At 45.3% G+C, this 21,309-nt stretch carries 14 protein-coding genes; 7 read left to right on the top strand and 7 right to left on the bottom strand.

The features are described 5' to 3' along the window. Positions 1-66 precede the first annotated feature (66 nt). From ALKIM_RS17785 to ALKIM_RS0106325, 6 genes are all read left to right on the top strand, one after another. Complete coding sequence (locus ALKIM_RS17785) at positions 67-1,218, top strand: PSP1 domain-containing protein (protein WP_044117781.1); 1,152 nt, start codon at positions 67-69, stop codon at positions 1,216-1,218. Beyond that, complete coding sequence (locus ALKIM_RS0106345; protein ID WP_084555814.1) at positions 1,193-1,675, top strand: gliding motility lipoprotein GldH; 483 nt, start codon at positions 1,193-1,195, stop codon at positions 1,673-1,675. Before ALKIM_RS17785 ends, ALKIM_RS0106345 begins: the two co-directional genes overlap by 26 nt. 36 nt (positions 1,676-1,711) lie before the next feature. Then, positions 1,712-2,491, top strand: coding sequence for a tRNA (guanosine(46)-N7)-methyltransferase TrmB (gene trmB / locus ALKIM_RS0106340; protein ID WP_026473912.1), 780 nt, complete (start codon positions 1,712-1,714; stop codon positions 2,489-2,491). Continuing rightward, the gene (locus ALKIM_RS0106335; RefSeq protein WP_173400716.1) at positions 2,457-2,813 is read left to right on the top strand and encodes an MGMT family protein; all 357 of its coding nucleotides are present in this window, start codon (positions 2,457-2,459) and stop codon (positions 2,811-2,813) included. The genes trmB and ALKIM_RS0106335 overlap by 35 nt, the downstream gene beginning before the upstream one ends. 140 nt (positions 2,814-2,953) lie before the next feature. Further along, positions 2,954-4,063 (top strand): Mrp/NBP35 family ATP-binding protein, encoded by a 1,110-nt coding sequence (locus ALKIM_RS0106330; protein ID WP_026473910.1) that lies wholly within the window; start codon positions 2,954-2,956, stop codon positions 4,061-4,063. Between the two features lie 123 nt (positions 4,064-4,186). Beyond that, positions 4,187-4,447, top strand: a complete 261-nt coding sequence (locus ALKIM_RS0106325; protein ID WP_235714389.1) for a NifU family protein — start codon at positions 4,187-4,189, stop codon at positions 4,445-4,447. 5 nt (positions 4,448-4,452) lie between these two features. On the opposite strand, the gene ALKIM_RS0106320 is transcribed toward ALKIM_RS0106325, so the two are convergent. The 4 genes from ALKIM_RS0106320 to porW all read right to left on the bottom strand — a co-directional run bounded on the left by ALKIM_RS0106320 (position 4,453) and on the right by porW (position 11,076). Further along, on the bottom strand, positions 4,453-5,691 hold the full coding sequence (locus ALKIM_RS0106320; RefSeq protein ID WP_026473908.1) for an alanine dehydrogenase: 1,239 nt from the start codon (positions 5,689-5,691) through the stop codon (positions 4,453-4,455). A 176-nt stretch (positions 5,692-5,867) separates the two neighbouring features. Beyond that, positions 5,868-6,293, bottom strand: a complete 426-nt coding sequence (gene tsaE / locus ALKIM_RS0106315; RefSeq protein WP_026473907.1) for a tRNA (adenosine(37)-N6)-threonylcarbamoyltransferase complex ATPase subunit type 1 TsaE — start codon at positions 6,291-6,293, stop codon at positions 5,868-5,870. An 18-nt stretch (positions 6,294-6,311) separates the two neighbouring features. Continuing rightward, complete coding sequence (gene porX / locus ALKIM_RS0106310) at positions 6,312-7,868, bottom strand: T9SS response regulator signal transducer PorX (protein ID WP_044117780.1); 1,557 nt, start codon at positions 7,866-7,868, stop codon at positions 6,312-6,314. 49 nt (positions 7,869-7,917) lie between these two features. Further along, positions 7,918-11,076 carry a type IX secretion system periplasmic lipoprotein PorW/SprE gene (porW, locus tag ALKIM_RS0106305; RefSeq protein ID WP_026473905.1) on the bottom strand — a complete coding sequence of 1,053 codons (3,159 nt, stop codon included), beginning with the start codon at positions 11,074-11,076 and terminating at the stop codon, positions 7,918-7,920. Between the two features lie 238 nt (positions 11,077-11,314). Here porW and ALKIM_RS0106300 point away from each other — a divergent pair, with 238 nt between their 5' ends. Further along, positions 11,315-12,670: a sigma-54-dependent transcriptional regulator gene (locus ALKIM_RS0106300; RefSeq protein ID WP_026473904.1), complete on the top strand. Its 1,356-nt coding sequence runs from the start codon at positions 11,315-11,317 to the stop codon at positions 12,668-12,670. A gap of 52 nt (positions 12,671-12,722) precedes the next feature. Here the strand turns inward: ALKIM_RS0106300 and gcvH are convergent, their stop codons facing one another. The 3 genes from gcvH to ruvA form a co-directional block, all read right to left on the bottom strand. After that, complete coding sequence (gene gcvH, locus ALKIM_RS0106295) at positions 12,723-13,100, bottom strand: glycine cleavage system protein GcvH (RefSeq protein WP_026473903.1); 378 nt, start codon at positions 13,098-13,100, stop codon at positions 12,723-12,725. A gap of 126 nt (positions 13,101-13,226) precedes the next feature. Continuing rightward, on the bottom strand, positions 13,227-20,690 hold the full coding sequence (gene sov, locus ALKIM_RS0106290) for a T9SS outer membrane translocon Sov/SprA (protein WP_026473902.1): 7,464 nt from the start codon (positions 20,688-20,690) through the stop codon (positions 13,227-13,229). 35 nt (positions 20,691-20,725) lie between these two features. Beyond that, positions 20,726-21,307: a Holliday junction branch migration protein RuvA gene (gene ruvA, locus ALKIM_RS0106285; protein ID WP_026473901.1), complete on the bottom strand. Its 582-nt coding sequence runs from the start codon at positions 21,305-21,307 to the stop codon at positions 20,726-20,728. Positions 21,308-21,309: the final 2 nt, after the last annotated feature.

The raw sequence follows: 21,309 nt of genomic DNA, 5'->3' as shown, positions 1-21,309 counted from the left end.
AAGAGGGCAGGCCTCTTTAAGTCCAATATATCAATCAGGGTTCGCGAGCCCTTTAAAACTTAAGAAATGGAACAACAGGATATTATCGAACATAAAGCCAGTAAGTGTGATTCTTGCGGCGACCGATGCGGAAAACTAGAAGTGTTTGACTGGCTCGGTGATTTGCCGGACTCATTAAGCACCACCGATATTGTTGAGGTTCAGTTTAAAAATACGCGAAAGGGTTTTTACCGAAACACCAGCCAGGGGCCCATTCAAAAAGGGGATGTGGTGGCCGTGGAAGCTTCGCCTGGTCACGATATCGGTATTGTAACGCTTACAGGCGATTTGGTCTTGCTTCAAATGAAGAAGAACAATATTTCGCCTTCAACTTATGAGTTCAAGCGGGTTTATCGCAGAGCCAAGCCGGTGGATGTGGAAAAATGGGAGGAGGCCAAAGGCCTTGAAAAAACTACCATGCTCGAATCGAGACGCATTGCCTGGGATTTGGGTCTCAACATGAAAATTGGGGATGTGGAGTATCAGGGTGACCGCACCAAAGCCATCTTTTACTACATAGCCGATGAACGCGTGGATTTCAGGGAGCTTATTAAGGTGCTGGCAGAAAGGTTTAAGGTTCGTATCGAGATGCGTCAAATCGGCGCCCGACAGGAGGCTGGTCGTATTGGCGGCATTGGCCCATGCGGACGCGAGCTGTGTTGCTCCACTTGGATGACCAATTTCGTGTCGGTAACAACCAATGCAGCCCGATACCAGGAGATTTCACTTAATCCCCAAAAGCTGGCCGGTCAATGTGGTAAGCTTAAGTGCTGTCTTAATTATGAATTAGACGCCTATCTGGATGCTCAACAAGACTTTCCAAATACGGCCTTCCCCCTTGAAACGGAAGATGGTACTTATTATCACTTTAAGACGGATGTGTTTAAACGATTGATGTGGTATACGCCCGATCGAGATCATGCCGGAAAGATCGTCATGCTTACCGTAGATAAGGTAAAGGAGGTTGTAGCACTAAATAAAAAAGGCAAGCGGGTTAAGAACTTAAGTGATGAAGCACCTGCGCCAGTGGTGCAAAAGGAGATTGGATATCAAAACGTGGTAGGACAGGAGAGTATCACACGATTTGATGATAAGAGTAAAAAGTCGGGCAAAAAGCGCAAGAAAAGGCGCCATAACAAACCAGGAAACAGCAATGAAACCATCAGTCAGCAAGATTAAATTGGGTTTGGCAATATGCGTTATAGCCATTCTGTCAGGGTGTGGATCCGATGTGGTGTATGATGAAACGGTCGGTTTTGATGCCATAGGTTGGCACAAGGACAATCCGGCCATCTTCAATGTGACCATCACCGATACTGCCAAAGTTATGGACGTGGGCTTTACGTTTCGTCATACCGATGGTTATCCATACAGCAATTTGTGGTTGTTTCTAACTGTCGAAGGGCCGGGCAACCTGAATGTGCGTGACACGCTTGAGCTGTATCTCGCCCGTCCGGATGGCAGTTGGCTTGGACGAAAACGTGGCGATGTACTGGAAATATCGGCCTTGTATCAGCATGATGTTAAAATGGCACAGCCCGGTGAGTACCGATTCACAGTGATTCAAGGAATGAGACGTGAACACTTGCCCAACATCAGTTCGGTGGAGTTTTGGCTTCAGGAAGGCAGTAGGTAATTTGTTGTTTTAGATGGTTCTATAAAAGGTTTTTTCGTGGCAAAGAATAAGTTGCAGAAGTTTAGTGAGATGGAAGCCTTTCCGCATGTGGTTCAGGCTGAGTTTGATGAGGTGTTTCGCAAAGATTACAAACTAAAAGGTGGTTGGGGCGAGCTGTTTTTCAAAAACAACAATCCAATTGTGATTGAACTTGGATGTGGTAAAGGTGAGTATAGCGTAGGGCTGGCGCGTCACTATCCCGATAAAAATTTCATCGGGGTTGATATTAAAGGTTCAAGGATGCACACCGGAGCGGCTCAGGCTTTTAACGAAGGCCTCACCAATGTGGCTTTTCTGCGAACCCGTATCGAACTGATAACCTCGTTTTTTGCCCAGGCCGAGATTGATGAGATATGGCTTACATTTCCCGATCCGCAGCTTAATAAAACCAGGAAACGCCTTACTTCGTGTCGGTTTTTAAATCTCTACGCCGGTTTTCTGAAACCGGGAGGTCTGATACATCTGAAAACCGACAGCCGATTTTTATACACTTACACCAAAGAGCTAACTTCGGTCAATAAACTTAATGTTATTCGTGATTTTGATGACCTTTACAATTCCGGTTTTGAGGATGACATATTGGGTATCAAAACCTATTATGAAGAGCGTTTTCTCTCCCATAACATATCTATTAAGTATATTAACTTTCAGTTAAACAATCAAATACCACTCGTTGAGCCGGAGGTGGAGATCCCCAAAGACATCTATCACAATGCCGGACGTAGTGTAAAACTTTATGCCAATGAGCAGGAAGCACCTCGCAACCTCAACCTCTGAAATGGATTTTTTCCAGCGGGTGTATGAAGTGACGCGTTTAATTCCTTTTGGACGTGTGACCAGTTATGGTGCCATCGCATCTTATATAGGCTCGCCAGGTGCTGCCCGTATGGTTGGTTGGGCGCTCAACAAGTCCGATGGTCAGGCGGTATTTGTGCCGGCTCACAGGGTAGTGAACAGATTTGGCCTGCTCTCCGGGAAAAATCACTTTTCGGGTCAGAATGTGATGCGGGAGTTGCTCCAGAACGAAGGGGTAGATGTTGAGGAGGACCGCGTGGTTGCGTTTCAGGAACTATTCTGGGATCCCGCCAAAGAGCTTTAATCCGGATTGATTTTCAACCTCGAAAGGTTGACCATATCTGCAGGTCGACTGAACCTCCGGAAGGTTTAATTGATTTAGGTAGTCCCATATATTTTTTATAATTTTGTCATTAAGTTTAAAGAGTTTAAATAAACTTAGTAATGAGTTATTATCCAAATTTAATACTGGATGCTCTGCGACATGTAGTTCATCCCGGAAAAGGAAAGGATATCGTATCACTTGAAATGGTGGAAGACGATATTCGCATAGATGGCAGGCGAATTAGCTTTTCGCTACTATTCGATCGTGCCAACGATCCGCTGATTGCATCTATCAAAAAGGCTTGTGTGCAGGCCATCAAAACATACGTGGGTGAAGAGGCTGACATTGAAGGGAATATATATGTGAAGGTGAAACCCCGACAGGTAAAGCCGCAGGAGACACTCCTGAGTGGTGTGGAGAATGTGGTGGCTATTGCCTCCGGGAAAGGGGGTGTAGGCAAATCTACCGTGACGAGTAATTTGGCCGTAGCACTTGCAAAGCAAGGTTTCCGTGTTGGTTTGTTGGATGCCGATATTTTTGGCCCCTCCGTGCCAAAGATGTTTGCCACCGAAGATGCAAGACCTGCCTTACAGAAAGTTAATGGGAAAGACCGCATCGTACCCGTTGAGAAATATGGTGTGAAGTTGCTTAGCATCGGATATTTTGTAAACCCTGAGGATGCCATTGTGTGGCGAGGAGCCATGGCAACAAATGCTTTAAAACAGCTCATTGGTGACGGACTGTGGGGTGAGCTCGACTATCTGCTCATTGACATGCCTCCCGGCACCAGCGACATTCATCTTACCATTGTTCAAACCATTCCCCTCACCGGAGCTGTGGTGGTTAGTACACCACAGGACGTAGCACTGGCCGATGCCCGTAAAGGAATAAGCATGTTTCAGGGAAAGCAGGTAAATGTGCCGGTGCTCGGCATGGTTGAAAATATGGCTTGGTTTACACCTGCCGAACTTCCCGATAATAAATACTATATTTTTGGAAAAGACGGCTGTAAACAGTTGGCTGAAAGTCTGAATGTGCCGCTTTTAGGACAGATACCTATTGTGCAGGGTATTCGCGAAGGGGGTGATGATGGCCAGCCTTCGGCTCTAAACAGCGATTCTTTAACAGGGATGGCTTTTGGTGAGCTGGCTAAGGCAGTGGTAGCCGCCGTTGAAAAAAGAAATCAGGAGCTTCCGGCTACGCAGATAGTTCAGGTTACAAAGAAGTAAGGTTACCCGAATTTGAGATTGACAGTAATACAAAGCTCAATTTTCGGCAATAGAGATAGATGAGAGTGTGAAGAGTGATACATGAGAAGTTCTTATCTATCTTAATTTAACGTAATTATTCGTATGACAGAGAAATTTATTGATATCATGGAAAAAAATGAAATCCTAGAAAAAGTTGAGGCTGCGCTGGAGGGGATTCGTCCCTATCTTCAAGCTGATGGCGGCGATATTAACATCGTGGAACTTACTGATGACATGGTTGTGAAAGTTCAACTTACAGGTGCTTGCGATGGCTGTCCCATGAGCATGCAGACACTTAAAAATGGCGTGGAAATGGTAGTGAAAAACAACGTGCCCGTGATTAAGGAGGTTGTTGCTGTTTAATTTTACTAAAACGCTGCAAGTAACAGCCCAATGTCTTTGAAGGGTAAGTTAAAATGGTTCCCTATATGACTGTTGGTAAGAATTCCTTTGTAAATATAGGTGCCGCTGCTGATTCCCATATCTTCCTTTATCAGTTGATGCACACCTCCGGCATCGGCCAGACGCAATAAAACAGGCGCAAATATGTTGCTAAGTGCAATGGATGCCGTACGTGCCACTCGTGATGCTACATTGGGCACAGAATATTGAATGATGCCTCTTTCGTTGATGTATGGATGATCTTGTGTGGCTTGCTGTGCCGAAATTGAATAGGTTTCGAAGCAGCCACCATTATTTCCCACACTCAAATCCACTATCACAGAACCAGGTTTCATTTGGTTAACCTGATCACGAGTGATGTAAAAACCATGATCCGAATCGAAATAGCGCAGACTGGCAACTACAGCATCGGCCGATTTAAGTGCTTTCGTGAGCACTAGCGGATGCAGAATAGAAGTGAAAAGACGCTGACCCACGTTGCGTTCCAACTCTTTCAGATTCTTGTATGAATTGTCAAAAACCTTGACCATACAGCCAAGCCCAAGAGCCGCTCTTGTGGCAAATTCTCCAGCAGTACCTGCTCCAATAATTACAACTTCTGCCGGCGAAACACCGGTTATTCCGCCTAAAAGTACACCTTTTCCACCATGCGCTTTGCTCAGATACTCCGAGGCTATGGTAATGGCGGCGTATCCTTCAATTTCACTCATGCTGCGAATGACAGGATAACAACCACTTTCGTCTTTCAAAAACTCGTAAGCAACCGCATTTATTTTTCTATCCATTAATTCAACTATGGACTCGCGGTTTTGCTGTGGCATGAATAAAAAAGAGAGTAGCAGCTGATTGGGTGTCATCAGCGCAAATTCATCTGACGCAGGAGGCGAAATCTTAAGAATAATCTCACTTTTATAGACTTCCGCCTTTGTTTTAACGATGGTTGCACCCGATTCTGAAAAGTCGTGATCGAAATAGTTGGAAGCATTTCCGGCTCCGGCTTCAATTATAACTTTATGGCCATTTTGAACCAGCAAGTCAACACCTTGTGGGGTGAGGGCGATGCGGTTTTCAGATTTCCCTTTCTCTGCCGGAATGCCAATTGTAAGAGAACGCTGACGCCTGCCGGTTTCCAGCATCTCTTCACGGGGAAGCAACTGAGATTGCCTGATGGCAAAATATGACGCACGTTTTTCGATGTCGGTCATATCCGAAGTTTCTGAAAAGGACGGAAGTTAGATTAATTCTTTATACAAATATATAAATATATTGAATTGCTGAAATGCTTTGAAGTTATTATCTCATCTCAGGTTTTAACAATTCTGCAATTGGCCTTACTAATACAGGTATGTTGCTTTTCAATCGCTGACTAAAAACAAAGTTTTCAGGAGAATGGTTTAATTAGTAAAATCCGGGAGCCATCTGCCTTCTCTTCCATGTGGATGTTGATTCTTTTTTCGGGAAGCAGGTTTTCGGCTTTCTCGGGCCATTCTACAAAACAGACATGACCGCTGTAGAAGTAGTCTTCACCACCGATTTCAATTAATTCATTGGCATGTTTTAATCTGTAAAGGTCAAAATGGAAAACGGGTGCATCATTGGCATCGCGATACTCGTTAACAATTGCAAAACTGGGGCTGTTAACAGTATCGCTCACGCCCAAAACGCTGCAAACCTCTTTAATAAAGGTGGTTTTTCCAACACCCATTGGGCCGTACAAAGCAACCACTGGAATGTGATTGAGAAGTGTCACGAGTTTTTTGGCGATGGGGTTTAGTTCAATAATTGAATTTGCTGTATATGTTTCCATGCTGAAAGGTGCTTTCTGTTATTGTTTTGGATTGAGAACAGCGAACGGCACAAGCATTTCCTCCATTGAGATTCCGCCATGCTGAAAGGTGTCTTTGTAATAGCCTACGTAATAGTTGTAGTTATTGGGATAGGCAAAGAAATCATCGCCAGTGGCAAAAATGTACGAGGTCGAAACGTTGGGTTTTGGCAGAAATGCCTGTTCCGGTTTTTTTATTTCAAACACCGATTTGGCTTCGTAAGCAAGGTTTTTTCCTTGTTTGTAGCGTAAATTGGTATTTGTATTGCGATCGCCAATTACTTTCAGTGCATTTTGCACGCGAATGGTTCCGTGGTCGGTGGTAATAATAACTTTTACTTTTTCGGTGGACAGCTTTTTTAGCAATTCAAAAAGAGGCGAGTGGATGAACCAAGAGCGGGTGAGAGAACGGTATGCTGCTTCATCGGTGGCAAGTTCACGTATCATCTTCATTTCTGTTCGGGCGTGTGAAAGCATGTCCACAAAATTAACGACCACTGCCGATAGTTGATTGTCTAGAAGTCTTTTGTAGTTGTCAATCAATTTTTTACCGGTTTCGGCATCGTTGATTTTTTGATATAGCGTTTTTACCGATTCGCGGATTCTTGTAAAATAGTCGTTCAACAGCTCTTCCTCGAATTGATTTTTACTGCCTTCGTCGTCATCGTCGAGCCATAGTTCCGGCCTTATGCGTGCAATATTTGAAGGCATGAGGCCTGAAAACATGGCATTGCGTGCAAATTGTGTGGCCGTGGGCAATATACTGTAGTAAAGTTCGTCACTTTCAAGGTTAAACAATGGCGCAATCTCTTGTTTGATAACTTCCCACTGATCCAGACGGAAATTATCTATAACTATAAGTACGACCGGCTCTTTTTGCTTTATCAGTGGTACTATTCTTTTTTTTAGAAGGGTATGCGACATCAAAGGCGCATCGTCTTCGTGAAGCCAGTCCAGATAGTTGTTTTTTATAAATCGGCTGAATTGATTGTTGGCTTCATTTTTTTGCATCAGCAGCACTTCATTCATTGGACTGTCAGTCCCTTGTAGCTCGAGCTCCCAAAATACAATCTGCTTATAAATCTCATACCAGTCTTCAAAACTTAGCCTATCGTTTAGTCGCAGGCCTATTTTTGAAAAGGCCGATTGATAATCGGTTGTGGCTTTTTTTGAGATAAGAGACTGCCGTCCCAGTGTTCGTTTAATGGATGAAAGTACTTGGTTGGGATTCACCGGCTTAATGAGGTAGTCGGCAATTTTGCTGCCAATGGCCTGATCCATGATCTCTTCCTCTTCGCTCTTGGTTACCATGATTACCGGCAGATTGGGCTGCATTTCCTTTATACGCATGAGCGTTTCCAGTCCGCTGATGCCCGGCATGTTCTCATCCAGAAACACAAGGTTGTAGTGCGTGCGGGTGAGCATGGCGAGCGCATCTTTTCCGTTGGTCGCAGTGTCTACCTGGTAGCCTTTTTCCTTAAGGAAGAACAGGTGTGGTTTCAAATGCTCTATTTCATCATCTACCCAAAGAAGTATTGTGTTTTTTATATCGTTCATGTGCTCACGTTTATTGCAAATCCCCTCAATGCGGCAAAATTCAGACCATTCATCGCATCTGCTCCTCGTAAAAAACCGAATATCCTTCTGTGTTGCCCTGAGATTCGATAAGTTTGAAATTTTCAGGGCTTACTGCAACTTGTTTCCAGCCTGAGGCGCGTATTTGGTTGTTCCAGAAGTTCGTGTTTCTAATGGTTTCAAAGAAACTACCGGCTTGCTGTAAATTTTCGAATGACTCTATAAGTAAAACTGTTTCGCCACCGGAAAGTTTCACCGTTCTGGTGGTTACGCGTAACCGGAACTGGTTAAAGGCTTGTCCGGAGAGAAATCCCGAAACACGGTTGCTGTCTGTTCTGGGAGGAAGCACCACCATTCCCCAGGTGACACCATCACTTGTTGTAAAAACGGGCTGTGTGCTTTCGGTATTTGGCTGAACATTGTTTTGACTGAGGTCGATGGTAATTCCACCGCCTCCGAGCAGATAGTTCGATGAGAAAAAGGTCCGATATGCAAGAATGTCGCCAGATGAACGCAAAATGTCGAGGTTGGCTTTTGATGCGGCCATAAGCTGAAGTGTTTGCATATTAGGCGCTGCAAGTACCTGAGGGTTGGATCGCAATCCATAGTAGTAGTCCATCCCTTCGCGCTGGTTGGCAAAGGCGCCAATGGTTATGAGCCGTTGACCATTGGGAAGCAGTTGCGTGTCTATGTCATAATCGGCCATCAGAAAACGGCTGAAGTTGTAGTCGGCCAGATTGAACATCAAGCGGTTGATGTCTGCCTGACTTTCTACTATCATAAATATATAGTGTGGCGCACCGGGCTCTATGGTGTAAAGTTGCAATACCTCGGTTGCTTCTGCTCTGTATGCGGGTTCGTCGGGACGGCCGGTGGGTGCCATAATTGGTCCCGGCACAGGACGACGACCCTCGTCGAACATCGAAAGCCATGTTTTGGCCAGCAAGCCTTCACGTGAATCGGGATAATCATCTGCCAATATTGTGAGATCTTGTCTAAAAGCTGCGGTGCTGCCACCTTTACCGTGCGAAACAGCGCTTAAGAGGAGCGATTTTCTCAACAACTCTTCGTTTTCTGCTTCTTGTTTGATCCGTGTGGTGTAAAGCAGTGCCTCGGTAAATCTATTGGATTGGTATGATGCAAATGCCTGTTCGTATAAGTCGTTGAGCTCTTTTTCTTTATTGCGAATGTTACTGGCATAATCCGGATCGGTAACAAACGGAGCATATCTTCCATTGGCGAAGTTTTGAAGCAACCCGGATTTCATCCTCTGCATGCCTGCCAGATTACCGGAAGCTTCGTAGGATCTGTAACCCCAAAACCAGGCTTGTTCTGCAAGTGGATGTGTAGGGTGTTCTGTTGCCATCTTATAGAACATCTCTGCGGCTTTATCAGCATCTTTGAAATGATCTAGAAACACCATTCCTGCACCAAAAAGGGCAGTAGCGAGACGATCATCCGAAAGTGCCTTCTGTTCGGCTGTTTTCGGTATATCGGCCATCAGTTCTTCCTTTGATGGGAGTGAAGTGGAGGCTCTGGTTCCGGAATCTTGCGTGCCGGGCAGATTGGTAGGGGCGCCTCTGCGGTCAAATTCCAGTTCTGATGGTAGTCCGGGTGGCTGAGCGGATAAATCAGGAGTTGTTGAACCTTTGTCGGCTCTCCGCCAGTTGTCTTCATTGGCTCTGCGTCCCCAGCGTCGTTCAAACTCCATTTTGCCGAGGCTAACAGTTGTTGGATTGTAAAAATACCATTGGCCCTGTTCATCGGTTGGTCTATTGAGCTGACTCGAAAAGTTCCGGTAGAAGAGAGGGTCGTGCGACGCTGACGCCTGATTGCTGTGTGCACCTACCGACTGATTAAGCTGTACTTGCCTTTCCTGTTCAATAATGGCAGAAATGAAGTTATCCAAATCGGCTTCGGGCATGCGGGCCAGCATTTGGAGACTGTCTTCGCGGGCAATGGTTCTGAAATGTGCCGTGAGGGCTTTTAATCCGGTGTGTTGTTTTTTTACTTCAGCAAAGCGCCGGTCATATTCAGGCAGCAGCGTCATTGTACTGTCGTAATAGGCATACGACGGAAGGTAGTTTGGCAGTTGAAAATACAATTCGGCTAATTGCAGGTAGGTTTCAGTCCTTAGCGATTGGTTGCCCATATTGTATCCGGCCGACAGCCGCAGGTTTGTTACCGCCATTAGCGTATCCTTTTCTTCCAGGTAGCTTTGAGCCAGACCAAAATAGATTCGGTCACGTTGGTCTTGGTTCTTTACCTGAGCTGCCAGTCGGTACAAATCTCTTCGTGCGGTGGCAAAATTGCCGTTTATCATGCCATCAATCAATGCGTAATTGATGCGTGCATTAAGCTCCATTTCGTACCCTGGACTGCTGCGCATGACCCTTCGATAACTTTCCTGAGCCTGCGCATATTGGCCGGTACGGTGATACAATTGAGCCAAAATATAGTGTCGGCGGGAGCGATGCCACTTGCCCGGTGCTTCTGCTGCAGCCGATATCATAAATGGAATGGCCGATTGATATTGACCGGAGCGGATAAGATAATCGGCGTAGGTGGCCATATATTCGCCATAGAGTCTGTTTGGCGATTGGCCCATGGCATCGTATCTGTTAAGGAGCAGCAAGGCATTTTCAAAATCGCCCATTTCAATACGTGTTCGAGCCATCCAGATGAGCGCTTCAAAGCGTACAGGCTGATTGGGAAACTCCCTAAGCGTATAATCGAAAACAGCTAGTGCATCATTAAACTCATGGTTATAGAGATGTGCTTTGCCAATGAGAAGATAGGCATCATCCATATACCGGTTGAATTCACGTCGGTTATAAAATTCATTTGCACGTTCGTTGTTACGCGATGGTTTTCTTTGCGGGCGTACGGTGATAGAGCGTTTCCGAATGGCTCTGTGACCCTTTTGAATGGCTCTGTCCATATCACCTTTTACCATTCCGGCTTTTTCAGGCCCTGAATAGGGAAAAATATGGAGTATGTGACTGAAGTTATCCTGGTGATTGCTGATAAGCTGCTTTTCACCGTTTTTGAAACTTTGTTCACCGTTAAACAGGGTGTTGTATTTGGCTGTCACACTATTGTAGTTTCTGGACCACCATGTGTTTTTTTGGGTGGAACAGGAGACCAATAGCAGCGCAGTGAAGATTATGATTATTTTCCTTGAAATCATTTGTTGTAAAGGATGTTCGTATTATTTAAAAACAAGGTTTTGACAAAATTATTTTATTCACAGATAAAAAATGTCGGTAGGGATTAAAACATTTTATAAATTTACCTTTATTCTGATGAATTTCCCCGATTTACCCTGTTTTCTTTCCTGGGTTTGTTGTTAAAGCATTGAGCCGCACAGGTGTTGATGTTTCAGGGAAAGTGTGTCTCATGTTTTTTTGCTTGATAGGTATGCGCCGATGAAGATCCACGTGATTGAAGATGATAAAATGTTTAACCGTTTCATCGAACACACATTGAGGTTCGACCCAGCGGTGGAGGTTGTTCCTTTTTTTAACGGAGCCGACTTCCTTGTTCGTTTGTCTGACAATCCCGATGTGGTTACACTTGATTTGGGCTTGCCCGATTATTGCGGAGAGGAGATTCTGAAGCTGATAAAGGCTTTTAATCCCGAAATAGAGGTGATTGTGATATCGGGCCAGGATGATGTCAAAACTGCCGTTCAGCTATTGAAACAGGGTGCCTTTGACTATATCACCAAAGATGAGAACATACGGGACAGGTTACAGAACTGCATCCGCCATGTTTTAAATAAGAGGGCTTTAAAGCAAGAGATATCTGCCTTAAAGTCAGAGATTTCGCGTAATCAGGATTATCAGAAAGCCATTGTTGGCGAGAGTGTTGCCATGCGCGAAATTTTCATGTTGATAGATAAGGCGGTGCGTGTCCCTAACATTCACGTATCGGTTTTTGGCGAGGCCGGCACCGGCAAGGAGTTGATAGCCCGCACTATTCATCAAAACTCACCACGTAAGGATAAGCCATTTGTGCAGTTTAATGTGTCGGCCACGCCAAAAGAACTTGTTGAAGGGGAGCTGTTTGGCTATGATGGCAAAGGCTACACTGGTTCACTTCTGTCAAGACGAGGCAAGTTGGAGGAGGCAGGCGAGGGCACACTCTTTATCGAAGAGATTGACAACCTTGATGTGGATCTTCAGGTGAAACTTTTCAGAGTGCTTGAAGATGGTGTGATTGTAAAGGGTAACGGAAACAGACCAACACCTGTCAATGCCCGCATCATTTCCGCATCCAACAGGGATTTGTCAGATGCTGTAAAAGAGCGTGTTTTCCGAGAGGATCTCTATTTCAGGTTGAAGGGAATACCGATTTATCTTCCGCTTTTGAGAGAGCGTCAGAAGGATATTCTGTTATTAGCTGATCATTTTTTGAACGCTTTTTGCCTCGAAAACCAGATGGGGGCGTTAAAAATTACGCCGCGCGCCAAGCGAAAATTGATGAACTATGCTTACCCCGGTAATGTAAGGGAGCTTAAAGCAGTGATTGAGTTGGCTGCTGTGTTAACCAACAGCGGCGAGGTGGATGAGGAGCATATAATTTTCAGCTCGGGTAATGGGCATGTGGAGTTGTTTACCGAAGAACTGACACTGAAAGATTACAACGAAAAGATTATCAGACATTACCTCGACAAATACAAAAGCGTGGTTAAAGTAGCTGAAGTTTTAGATATCGGTAAATCTACAATTTACAACTTGCTGAAGAGTGACAAGGTTAAGTTGGGCGAAAATATTACCTAAAGAAAAAGCTGCCTCTTTGTGGAAGCAGCTTAATATGTCTCTTAAGAACATTTTAGTCAATGAGGGCTTTGTAGTCGGCCGCAGATAAAAGTGACGCCAATTCTGCTGTGTCTTTAATCTGTATTTTAATCATCCATCCACCGTCGTACGGTTCCTTATTTACGAGCTCTGGTTGGGTCTCAAGGTCTTCGTTAACTTCTATAACCGTTCCGGAAAGTGGCATATAAAGATCTGAAACAGTTTTTACGGCTTCAATGGTTCCAAAAACTTCTTCTTTGGCCAAATCTTCATCTTCGGTTTCAATCTCAACAAAAACGATGTCACCCAACTCGCCCTGAGCAAATTCGGTGATTCCAACTGTGGCTATATTGCCTTCAATTCGTACCCATTCATGATCTTTGGTGTACTTAAGGCTTTCAGGTAAATTCATGATGCTGTTATTTTAGTTTCAAATCAAAATTAGCTAAAATTTTATTATTCCACCATTTTTTGCCAAATATCAACAACTCTCTTTTTGTCAGGAAAGGGTCTACTGTCAGTAAATTAAGTTTATCCCTTACTGTGCCAGTGAGAATCGGAAACTTACACCAAAGCTACTGGTTGTAATTGGGTAAGTGGTCGAAATATAGGGAGAGTTCATGGAGCGGTCATAGAACAACTGCATGTTAAACCTGTCACTGAGCACATAATCACCGGTTAGTTTTAGGGTCACGATGCGCTGACCTGAGGTCATCTGGTTTAAACCTTCTTCAATTCTGCGGATTATGGAGAAGTTGTCGCGCAGCGATATGTCTGCTCTTAGGTTCAGGTCAGAGGACATTTTTCGTTGTCCTTCACGGGAGCCAAGGATGATGTCCATTTTGTCAAAACGGTATCCCAGTCCTACAATCCACTCGTTGTTGTAGTTTTCAATAATCTGATTGTTGTTGAGGCTCAGGTTAATAATTCGTCCTCTTTTATATTCGGCTCTGGTTGAAAGGCTGTTCAACCAGGTGATGTTGAATTGGAGCAGTGGAGTGTATTGTTCTGAAATGGACACGCCGCTGATTTGATACTTTGGAATGAAATTACCCTGCGCATCCCGAATAAAGCTAAACCCATCGCGAAACTCAGTCCAGTCCAGGTTGGTCAGGTAATTGCCAACGGTATAGGTAGAGCGATAGGCGTGGCTTACATCAAACGAACGGATGTATTTCTGAAACCATTTAACTCTTGACAACCCATCATACGTTACACGCCAGTTAGGCTGCATGCGAGCAATGGAAGGCATCGGATTCAGAAATATGTCGCTGGCCCGTTTTCCCGAGTAGGCAGCCAGGAACGAAGGAATCATTACCTCCTGCGAAGAGAGGCCGTAGCCGTCGGCTCCTCTTTCTACACCAAGCCCCTGGTCGGGGTAGCCGGCGGGGTTGTAGGGTAATCCGGCTCGTGGATCGTCCTGATACGATCCGCCAACAGGATGTGTTAGGCCGTTACGACTTTGCCCAAGCCTGTCAGCAACTATTTGCCTGTTGTCGAGAAATCTCTCAAAACTTTCGGAATGAAAGGTTCCCTTTTTATCTATCTTTTTGAAGGAGGTTTTAAATACGTTGTATGTCATTGAGAAACTTCCATTTTCCATGGTATTGAATACGCCACGGAAACCATCGCTGTCAAACAAGTAATACTCTGACATATTGTTGGTGGTGCGGTGGTTGGCTGTCAGGTCAATGCGTAATCCACGAATGGGCTCAAGCAGGGCTCTTACGGTTAAATCTTCGGCGCGGTTCATGGCATAGGGTGAATTAAGGGTTGAATCGGTAGTGAGCCAATTCTTATCTGCCGCTTTCATTGCAAAATCCCTATCCTGCCATCCAAGCATGAAAGGCAGTCCAGGTGCCGATGAGCCTTCATAGTTGTGTGTACCCATAAATTTGCTGTCGGGCATATATCCCGGCAAAATGGTTCCATTGTTTTGTGAATAGGTGAAAGAGATGTTTCTCAAGCTTGTCAACAGCCTGAATGAGTACTCTTTGATGTATTCGCCGGACGATTTTTCAGTCTGTTTCTGACCGGTAACCATTACGCGGGCTGCCGCTACATCCTGCTGGGGTGTAAAGACCACGTTATTGGCATCGACAACACGTTGCTGACCTGGAACCGGGTGCCCGGAGTCGTTAAATACCCTAACAGTTACTGTGGCTGTTCCAAGTCGATGGTTTATAGGAAACTCTTCTCCCTGCTTCATTTGCAGGTTGTGTTGCGTAAAACGTACAGTTTCACCCTGTTGTTGCTGTTGCTGCTGCTGGCGGCCAACAGGACGGTTGAGCTGGCGCAGGTATGGCGACTTGTTGTAGAGGGTGTTGAAGTTAAGCTGAGTATTTCCCTGAATATTATTGGAGTTGCGAATGGTGTTACCCCAATCAAATTGCTGACGTGTAATAGGGCCTTGCTGCCAGTTGTATAATGCCCCGTAGTTAAGGCTGGCTGTTGTCCAGTCCAGATAGGGCAGTTTATTAATTGGTATGTTATAGCTTAAGTTTATATTGTGCTGATAGTTGGTGGTGCGTCCCATGTTCATGATGTTGGTCATCACCGAGTCTTTCCATACCTGATATTCATCGCGAAACTCTTTCCTGTTAACAGGTCCTTGTGGCTCATCAATCACCGAGTTGTTGGTCGATCTGAAATCTATTTTTAATGAACGTGATATGTTATATGTAAGGTCAAAATAGCGATTCCAGTAAAAATCCTTATTCACGGTAAGCGGTATCGAGAAGCCTGGATCATGAATGTTTCTGAGCTGTTCTTCGCGGTATCCGCGCATCATTTCCCAACGGTAACTGACCTGACTGGGTGCCAGGTATAGATTAAAATCGCGAATTATTTGCAGTGAATTTCCCTGAACGCTTTTAAAAGGTTCAAAAGCTGATGGCCGGTTGATGAAGTTGTAGCCAAGTATACCTCGGTAGTTTTTATCGGTTAAATACTGCGTTTCAATATTCCTTCTGTATGTTTCATTGTAGGAGTATGTGGCGCTCAGGTTAGAGACATCATAAAATCGGCTTTCGTTGCTTTTGGGCTGAAGGCGCACATTGGTAAAGTTTATACTTTTTCGTTTGGTATAATCCTGTGATGCCGTTCGTATGCTGTCTTTTGCTGCGCGCGTGTCGGCGTTTTTGAGAGCCACATCGAGAGGGATGTCCGGGTCAAGCGGATAGTATTCGGGAGTGGCAACGGCTTCACTCAGGCTCACGTAAAACGGAATCGACATTCGGCTTTCAGGCCCAAGCAGTTTGCCCAACTCCAGATTGGTGGCCACATCGTATTGATGGAAGTTTTCCTGACTACGCTCCGTCACGCTTTGGTCAATGCTGCCAAACCCAACGGTGCTGGCTCGTCCGGCAATTGAAACAGAACCCAAATCAGCCAGTTTGATATTCATACGGCTATTGGCTGCCCAGCCGCCCTTTTCGTTAAAATCGGTCAGGCGTAATTCATTCATCCATACCTCAACCGCTTTGTTTTCCATGGTACGGTTTCGCACACCTATCATCACCGTTCGTACGTTTGCAAGGTTGGGATTACCTTTCACTTTTACTCTGTTAGCCGGGCGTTCGGGGTCAAACCACTGGTATTCAGATGTGAGTTGAACCGATGAGTTGGCCACACGCATGGCATCGTTGCGTCGCAGTTTTACTTGTTGGAATAGTTCAAGGGCTACATTTATCTGGTTTTCCTCCGGCCATACAATATATCGGTGTGCCGTGGAGTTGCTGGAATAGTTGCTTCCAAAAGGCGTTAATTTCAACGGAACTTCATACTCGTAATAGTTGTTTTGATAGTCGGTGCCCAAGCGGATAAAGGCTACCATATCGCCATCTTCAAGATGATAGCCCTGCACGGCCTCAGCATGAACATCCATTTTTAACCTGCGGTATTGCCGCATATCCATGTTGATGTTTTTATAAACACCACGTGCGTCTCCACGTGCCAAATCTATCACTTTGAGTGAGATGGACTGCTCGTTTAGCTCACGTGGCGAGGGGTTTGCAGGGTCAATTACACGACTCACACCGGGCGGCAGAATGTAATTAACAGGCTCACGTGTGCCGTTTTCTTCAATGTTTACCGCAGATACTTCGAATACGGTATTGGGATTGGATGATACATTGTCTGAAGGCTCAAACAGGTCGCGTTCGTAGCGTCTCCACTCAGCCCGAATCAAATCGAGGGATGCAAATCGCAGAATCACAGAGTCGCTAAAATTGTGCAGAAACATGCGCATGAAGCGAATCGAACGCAAATCGTGTAAGTCACCAATGGTTGTATCCGGACTACTTACCGGTACTTTAAATTGATACCATCTGATGGTTTCCTCGCTTTGGTTCTTGAGCTTTACGGTTGATGTTACCACATCGGTAATGTAATTCTTGCCTACTTCCATCTCGTTAGGGCGAAGTGGAATTCGGTATTGGAAGTAACTTTCTGATTCGCTGAGTGTATTGTCTCTATTGATGTCTTCACTGTCGGGGATGGTTGTGGCGGCTGTACTGTATGGCTCACCCGAAAATTCTGACGGGCGTGAATTGCCTTCGGGATTGTTGAAATCTTTGTAACGATCAAGTATGCTGGTCTGATTTCTATCGTGCTGACTGCCTCGGTAATACTGAAAATCGTCAGCGGCAGGGTCGTTGATGATTTGGTTGTATGCCGCTTCTGAAATGGCTCCGGTGGCGTATAGATTATCTACGATATTCAAATATGGGTGTGTGCCCTGACGATAAAAATAGCGCTCACGTTCCGAACTCATGCCATTTAATCCAACGTCCTGCATTAGGCGTGTGGCGGGGTCGTTGCTAAAGGCGTTTACCAGACTCTGTTTTTTTGGCACATAGCCCCACATGGTGCTGTCCACATCAAATGGTTCTCCCGGTCCTGGAAGTCCTTGTTCAAAAAATTTGCGTGAATCTCTCAGGATGTCTTCTGATACGCTACCAAGGTTTATGTACAAATCACCACCGGCATGGGTGCCTTCATCATAAATAAATGGGTCCATTATCCAAAACTCAATGTGGTCGATGTTGGCTGCTTCAAAATCATTTGTATCGATTCTTCGCATAATACCGCCCCAGCGGGTTTCCGGATTATTGAGGAAGCCGTTGAAGTTAATGTTGGTGTCGAAGTTGTAAGGGCCACGTTCACGCGGGTAAAAAGCCATGTTGAGTACCGGAATATTGGTAGGCTCTCCGTACCTGGGGGTTCTTAGCGGGAAAATCTCTCTTTCGAGCACCTCACGCACATAGTGGTTCGACTGGCTGTTTGCATCGCGACGGATATGATCTGGTGTAAGTGTGTTGTTTCTCAAAAAGAGTGGATCTATGACATACCATGCCAGTTTGGCGCGGTTAAATCCATAGCGAAGGTCGTTAATCAGCTGCGCTTCCGGGAAAAGCTGGTTCTGTCCCTGCGGCGTACTAGCCAAACTCCATGCAGTCCATTGTTTCAGGTCGATGGGGATTTTTGTGCCTTCAAAATCATCAATATAGGATGTTCCCTCTTTTTCGATAACGCTTGGGTGGCCTGGTATGAGATGTGCAAATTCTGCTTCAAATGAGACAGACGATGGTGTACGCGTTTGTATCAGTGGAAGCTTATCGAGCAACGAAGTAATCAGGTTCGACTCGGTAAAATAGGCTGCATTTAGGCCCCAAATGGTGTTGGCAATGGGTTCATCTCCGTAATTTACCTTTTGTGTTAATGGACGTTCTCTTAAATGGAGGATGGTTCCGCCAATATTAAAGTTTTCATTGAAACGGTAGTCGAGGTGTGTACCTATGAGTGTCTTTGTTTGCAAATTAAACAGCGACTGACTCTCCAGAGCAACCTGTATGGGGGTTCCGCTCTCAAGCAATCCCTGGTTCAGAATACGGATGCGTCCCGAAGTATAATCTACTGAGTAGTCAATATTTTCAGTTAGTTTCAGTCCACCGGCAGTTACCACCACCGAACCTCTTGGTATGTTGAATGCGTTAAGAGAAATTTCTGAACCTGCTGCCGAGCGGTAGGATCCCCTTAGCCGGAATTTATTTTTTTCGGCTGCCTGGCTGGCAATGGTCAAAGTTGAATCATAGAGTTCTTTAAACAGGTATTTTTCTCTGAGTTCGGGAGTTCCTTGTAACTTGCTTTCAAGATGTGAGCCGAATGGTTCAAGTACCGGAAATATGATACGTCCCTGAGCCGGAATGATGGTATATCCCGGCACAAAGTCGAATGTCCCATCCGGATACGGCTCCAATTGTCTGTTCAGATTGTCCAGTTCCATGATTCGGAGAAAAAGTTCGCCGTTAAGCCCCCCCTGGGCTGGTGTTGGCCCTTCCGGGAAGTAGTTGATGTAACTTCCTGTCGAGTCGTTCATATACACTACATCCATTCGGAACTGGTCGGGGCTTATTTGATAGGCGCCGATGGAGTATATGTTTTTCATCATCAGGTTCCAGGTCTTTACTCTTGGCGATAGCAAGGCTCCTTTGATGAGTTTCAAAATCAGTGTATTGGGAGCTTCGATGCCGGCGTTGCTTAGTTCTCCCACCCGAAAAACCTCGCCATTGTATGTGTATTCATACGATACGGCCAATATCTCATCGGCATTTAGTGGACTATTCAGTGAGATGTAGCCAAGTTTGCTGTTCAGCGTGTATTCGCTCTCAGGCAGTAGCCGGGCATTTTCAATTTTCTCAAAATCCCGGGTGTTGGTAAAGCCACTTCCTGCCAAAGGGGCAAGAGCCGATGTTATTTCATTGATATCTCTGATGCGGCCATAGGTGGTGGTCATCTCCCGGTAAAGGTTGTTTGTGCTGTTGGATGGGATGGCATTTGGTGTGCCGCCCCAAAGGCCCGGGTTGGCCATGTTTGCCGGATGCTCGCCAAGGTCGGTGAAGGCTACAATGTTACGGGCCCTTTCAAAATCATTGCTTCGGTTGGTTATCCAAACCTCCACCCGTGTGATGGTATATGGCGAGGTGATCACCGGCAGGTTGGCCATTGCCCGATTGTAATTATCTCTGAAATAGTGTGACAGAAAGAAATGGCGGTTACGGTCATACTGGTCGGCAGCAATGTTAAACTCCTGGGTTTGGGCGCCACCCTGAATGTTCATTACCGAAGTTTGTCCTTTTTGCTGTGAGAAGATGGATGATACTGTTAGCTTGCCAAACTGCATTTCGGTTTTTACGCCAAAGAGACTCTGGCTGCCGGTAATTAGTGTTCCAGGTAGGGGCAACGTTACGTTACCGGCTTCTATTTTTTTGATGATATCGTCTTCACCACCCTGATATTCAATGTTTATCTGGTTTTCAAAGTCAAAAGTGGCTTCGGTATTATAGTTTATCCCCAGTTTAAGTCTCTCACCAATGTTTCCGCGGATATTCATCTGGATTTTCTGCTGGAAATCGAAGGTAGTTGTTTTGCGCATACGCTCCTGCAAGGTGGGATTGTCTATTTTGGTGCGGTTTATTCCCAATCTGAGCTCAGCAATACCTTGAGGTCTGATGTTTATCACATTGCTGCCAAAAATGCTCTCAAAAACTTCGCTCCCTACCCGTATCTGACCAAAACCACCGCCTGCTCCCATGTCAGATTCACTGTTTTTGCTTTCCCAATAACGTTGCATCGATTGCCGCATCTCCAGATTGTTATACTCCTCCAGCGTCATGGTGTAGGGTAAACGCACAGGTATGTTGCCCATTCTTCGGTATAGTGTAACCAGTCCGGTTGCAGGATCATATTCGGCAATGTAGTTCACATTATCCGGGTCGTGAAGCTGTATTGGGTTAGCACTACTTCGGTAAGGTTCCTGCAAACTCATTGGCGGAGGAGAGAGTCTTGCCGGGTTTATTGGTTCCGGCACCGTATCCGCATTGGCTAACGAACTGAGAAAGTCATGACGCGGAGAACCTGGCAGGTGTTCTTCGGCGCCCACCAACACAAAGAGGAAGGTTAAAAGGAGGATGGAGATGTTATTTAAGAGTCTCTTTCTCAAGGTTTCTGGGTTTCAATATCGTTACCGGTTGGGAATTACAACATCTTTAAAGCCAGTTTTATGATTTGCTCTACTTTGGCCGTGGGCTGCTCCATCAAAATCTTTTCCACCGCTTTTTGTGATGCTGCCCTTGCAAATCCTAACATTACTAAAGCAGATAACGCTTCATCTCGGGCTGTATTGTCTGCCGAAGTAAATAATTTTTCTTCGCCATGGTCCTTTCCCAGTTTATCTTTTAGATCTACAATAATGCGTTGAGCCGTTTTTAGCCCAATGCCTTTAATGCCTTTGAGCAAGTCTGTGTTGGCCATGAGAATCGCGTGTCTGAGTTCGTCGGGAGTTACCGACGAAAGCATCATGCGCGCTGTATTAGAACCAATGCCCGACACCGAAATGAGTTGGCGGAATATCTCACGCTCTGCCCGACCATAAAAGCCAAACAGGTTGTAGGCATCCTCACGAATGTTTTCGTGGATGTAAAGGGTGATCTCTTCCTTATCTTTGAGTTCTGAATAAGTATTTAATGAGATATTGATGAAATAACCGAGTCCGTTGGTTGCGATTACCACATGCGCCGGACTGCTCTCTGCAATTTTTCCTGAAATAAATTCGTACATAT

The sequence above is a fragment of the Alkaliflexus imshenetskii DSM 15055 genome, assembly GCF_000517065.1.
GTDB lineage: Bacteria > Bacteroidota > Bacteroidia > Bacteroidales > Marinilabiliaceae > Alkaliflexus > Alkaliflexus imshenetskii.
Note: the sequence above shows the minus strand (reverse complement) of the source record. Positions and strands in the feature narration are given on the sequence as shown.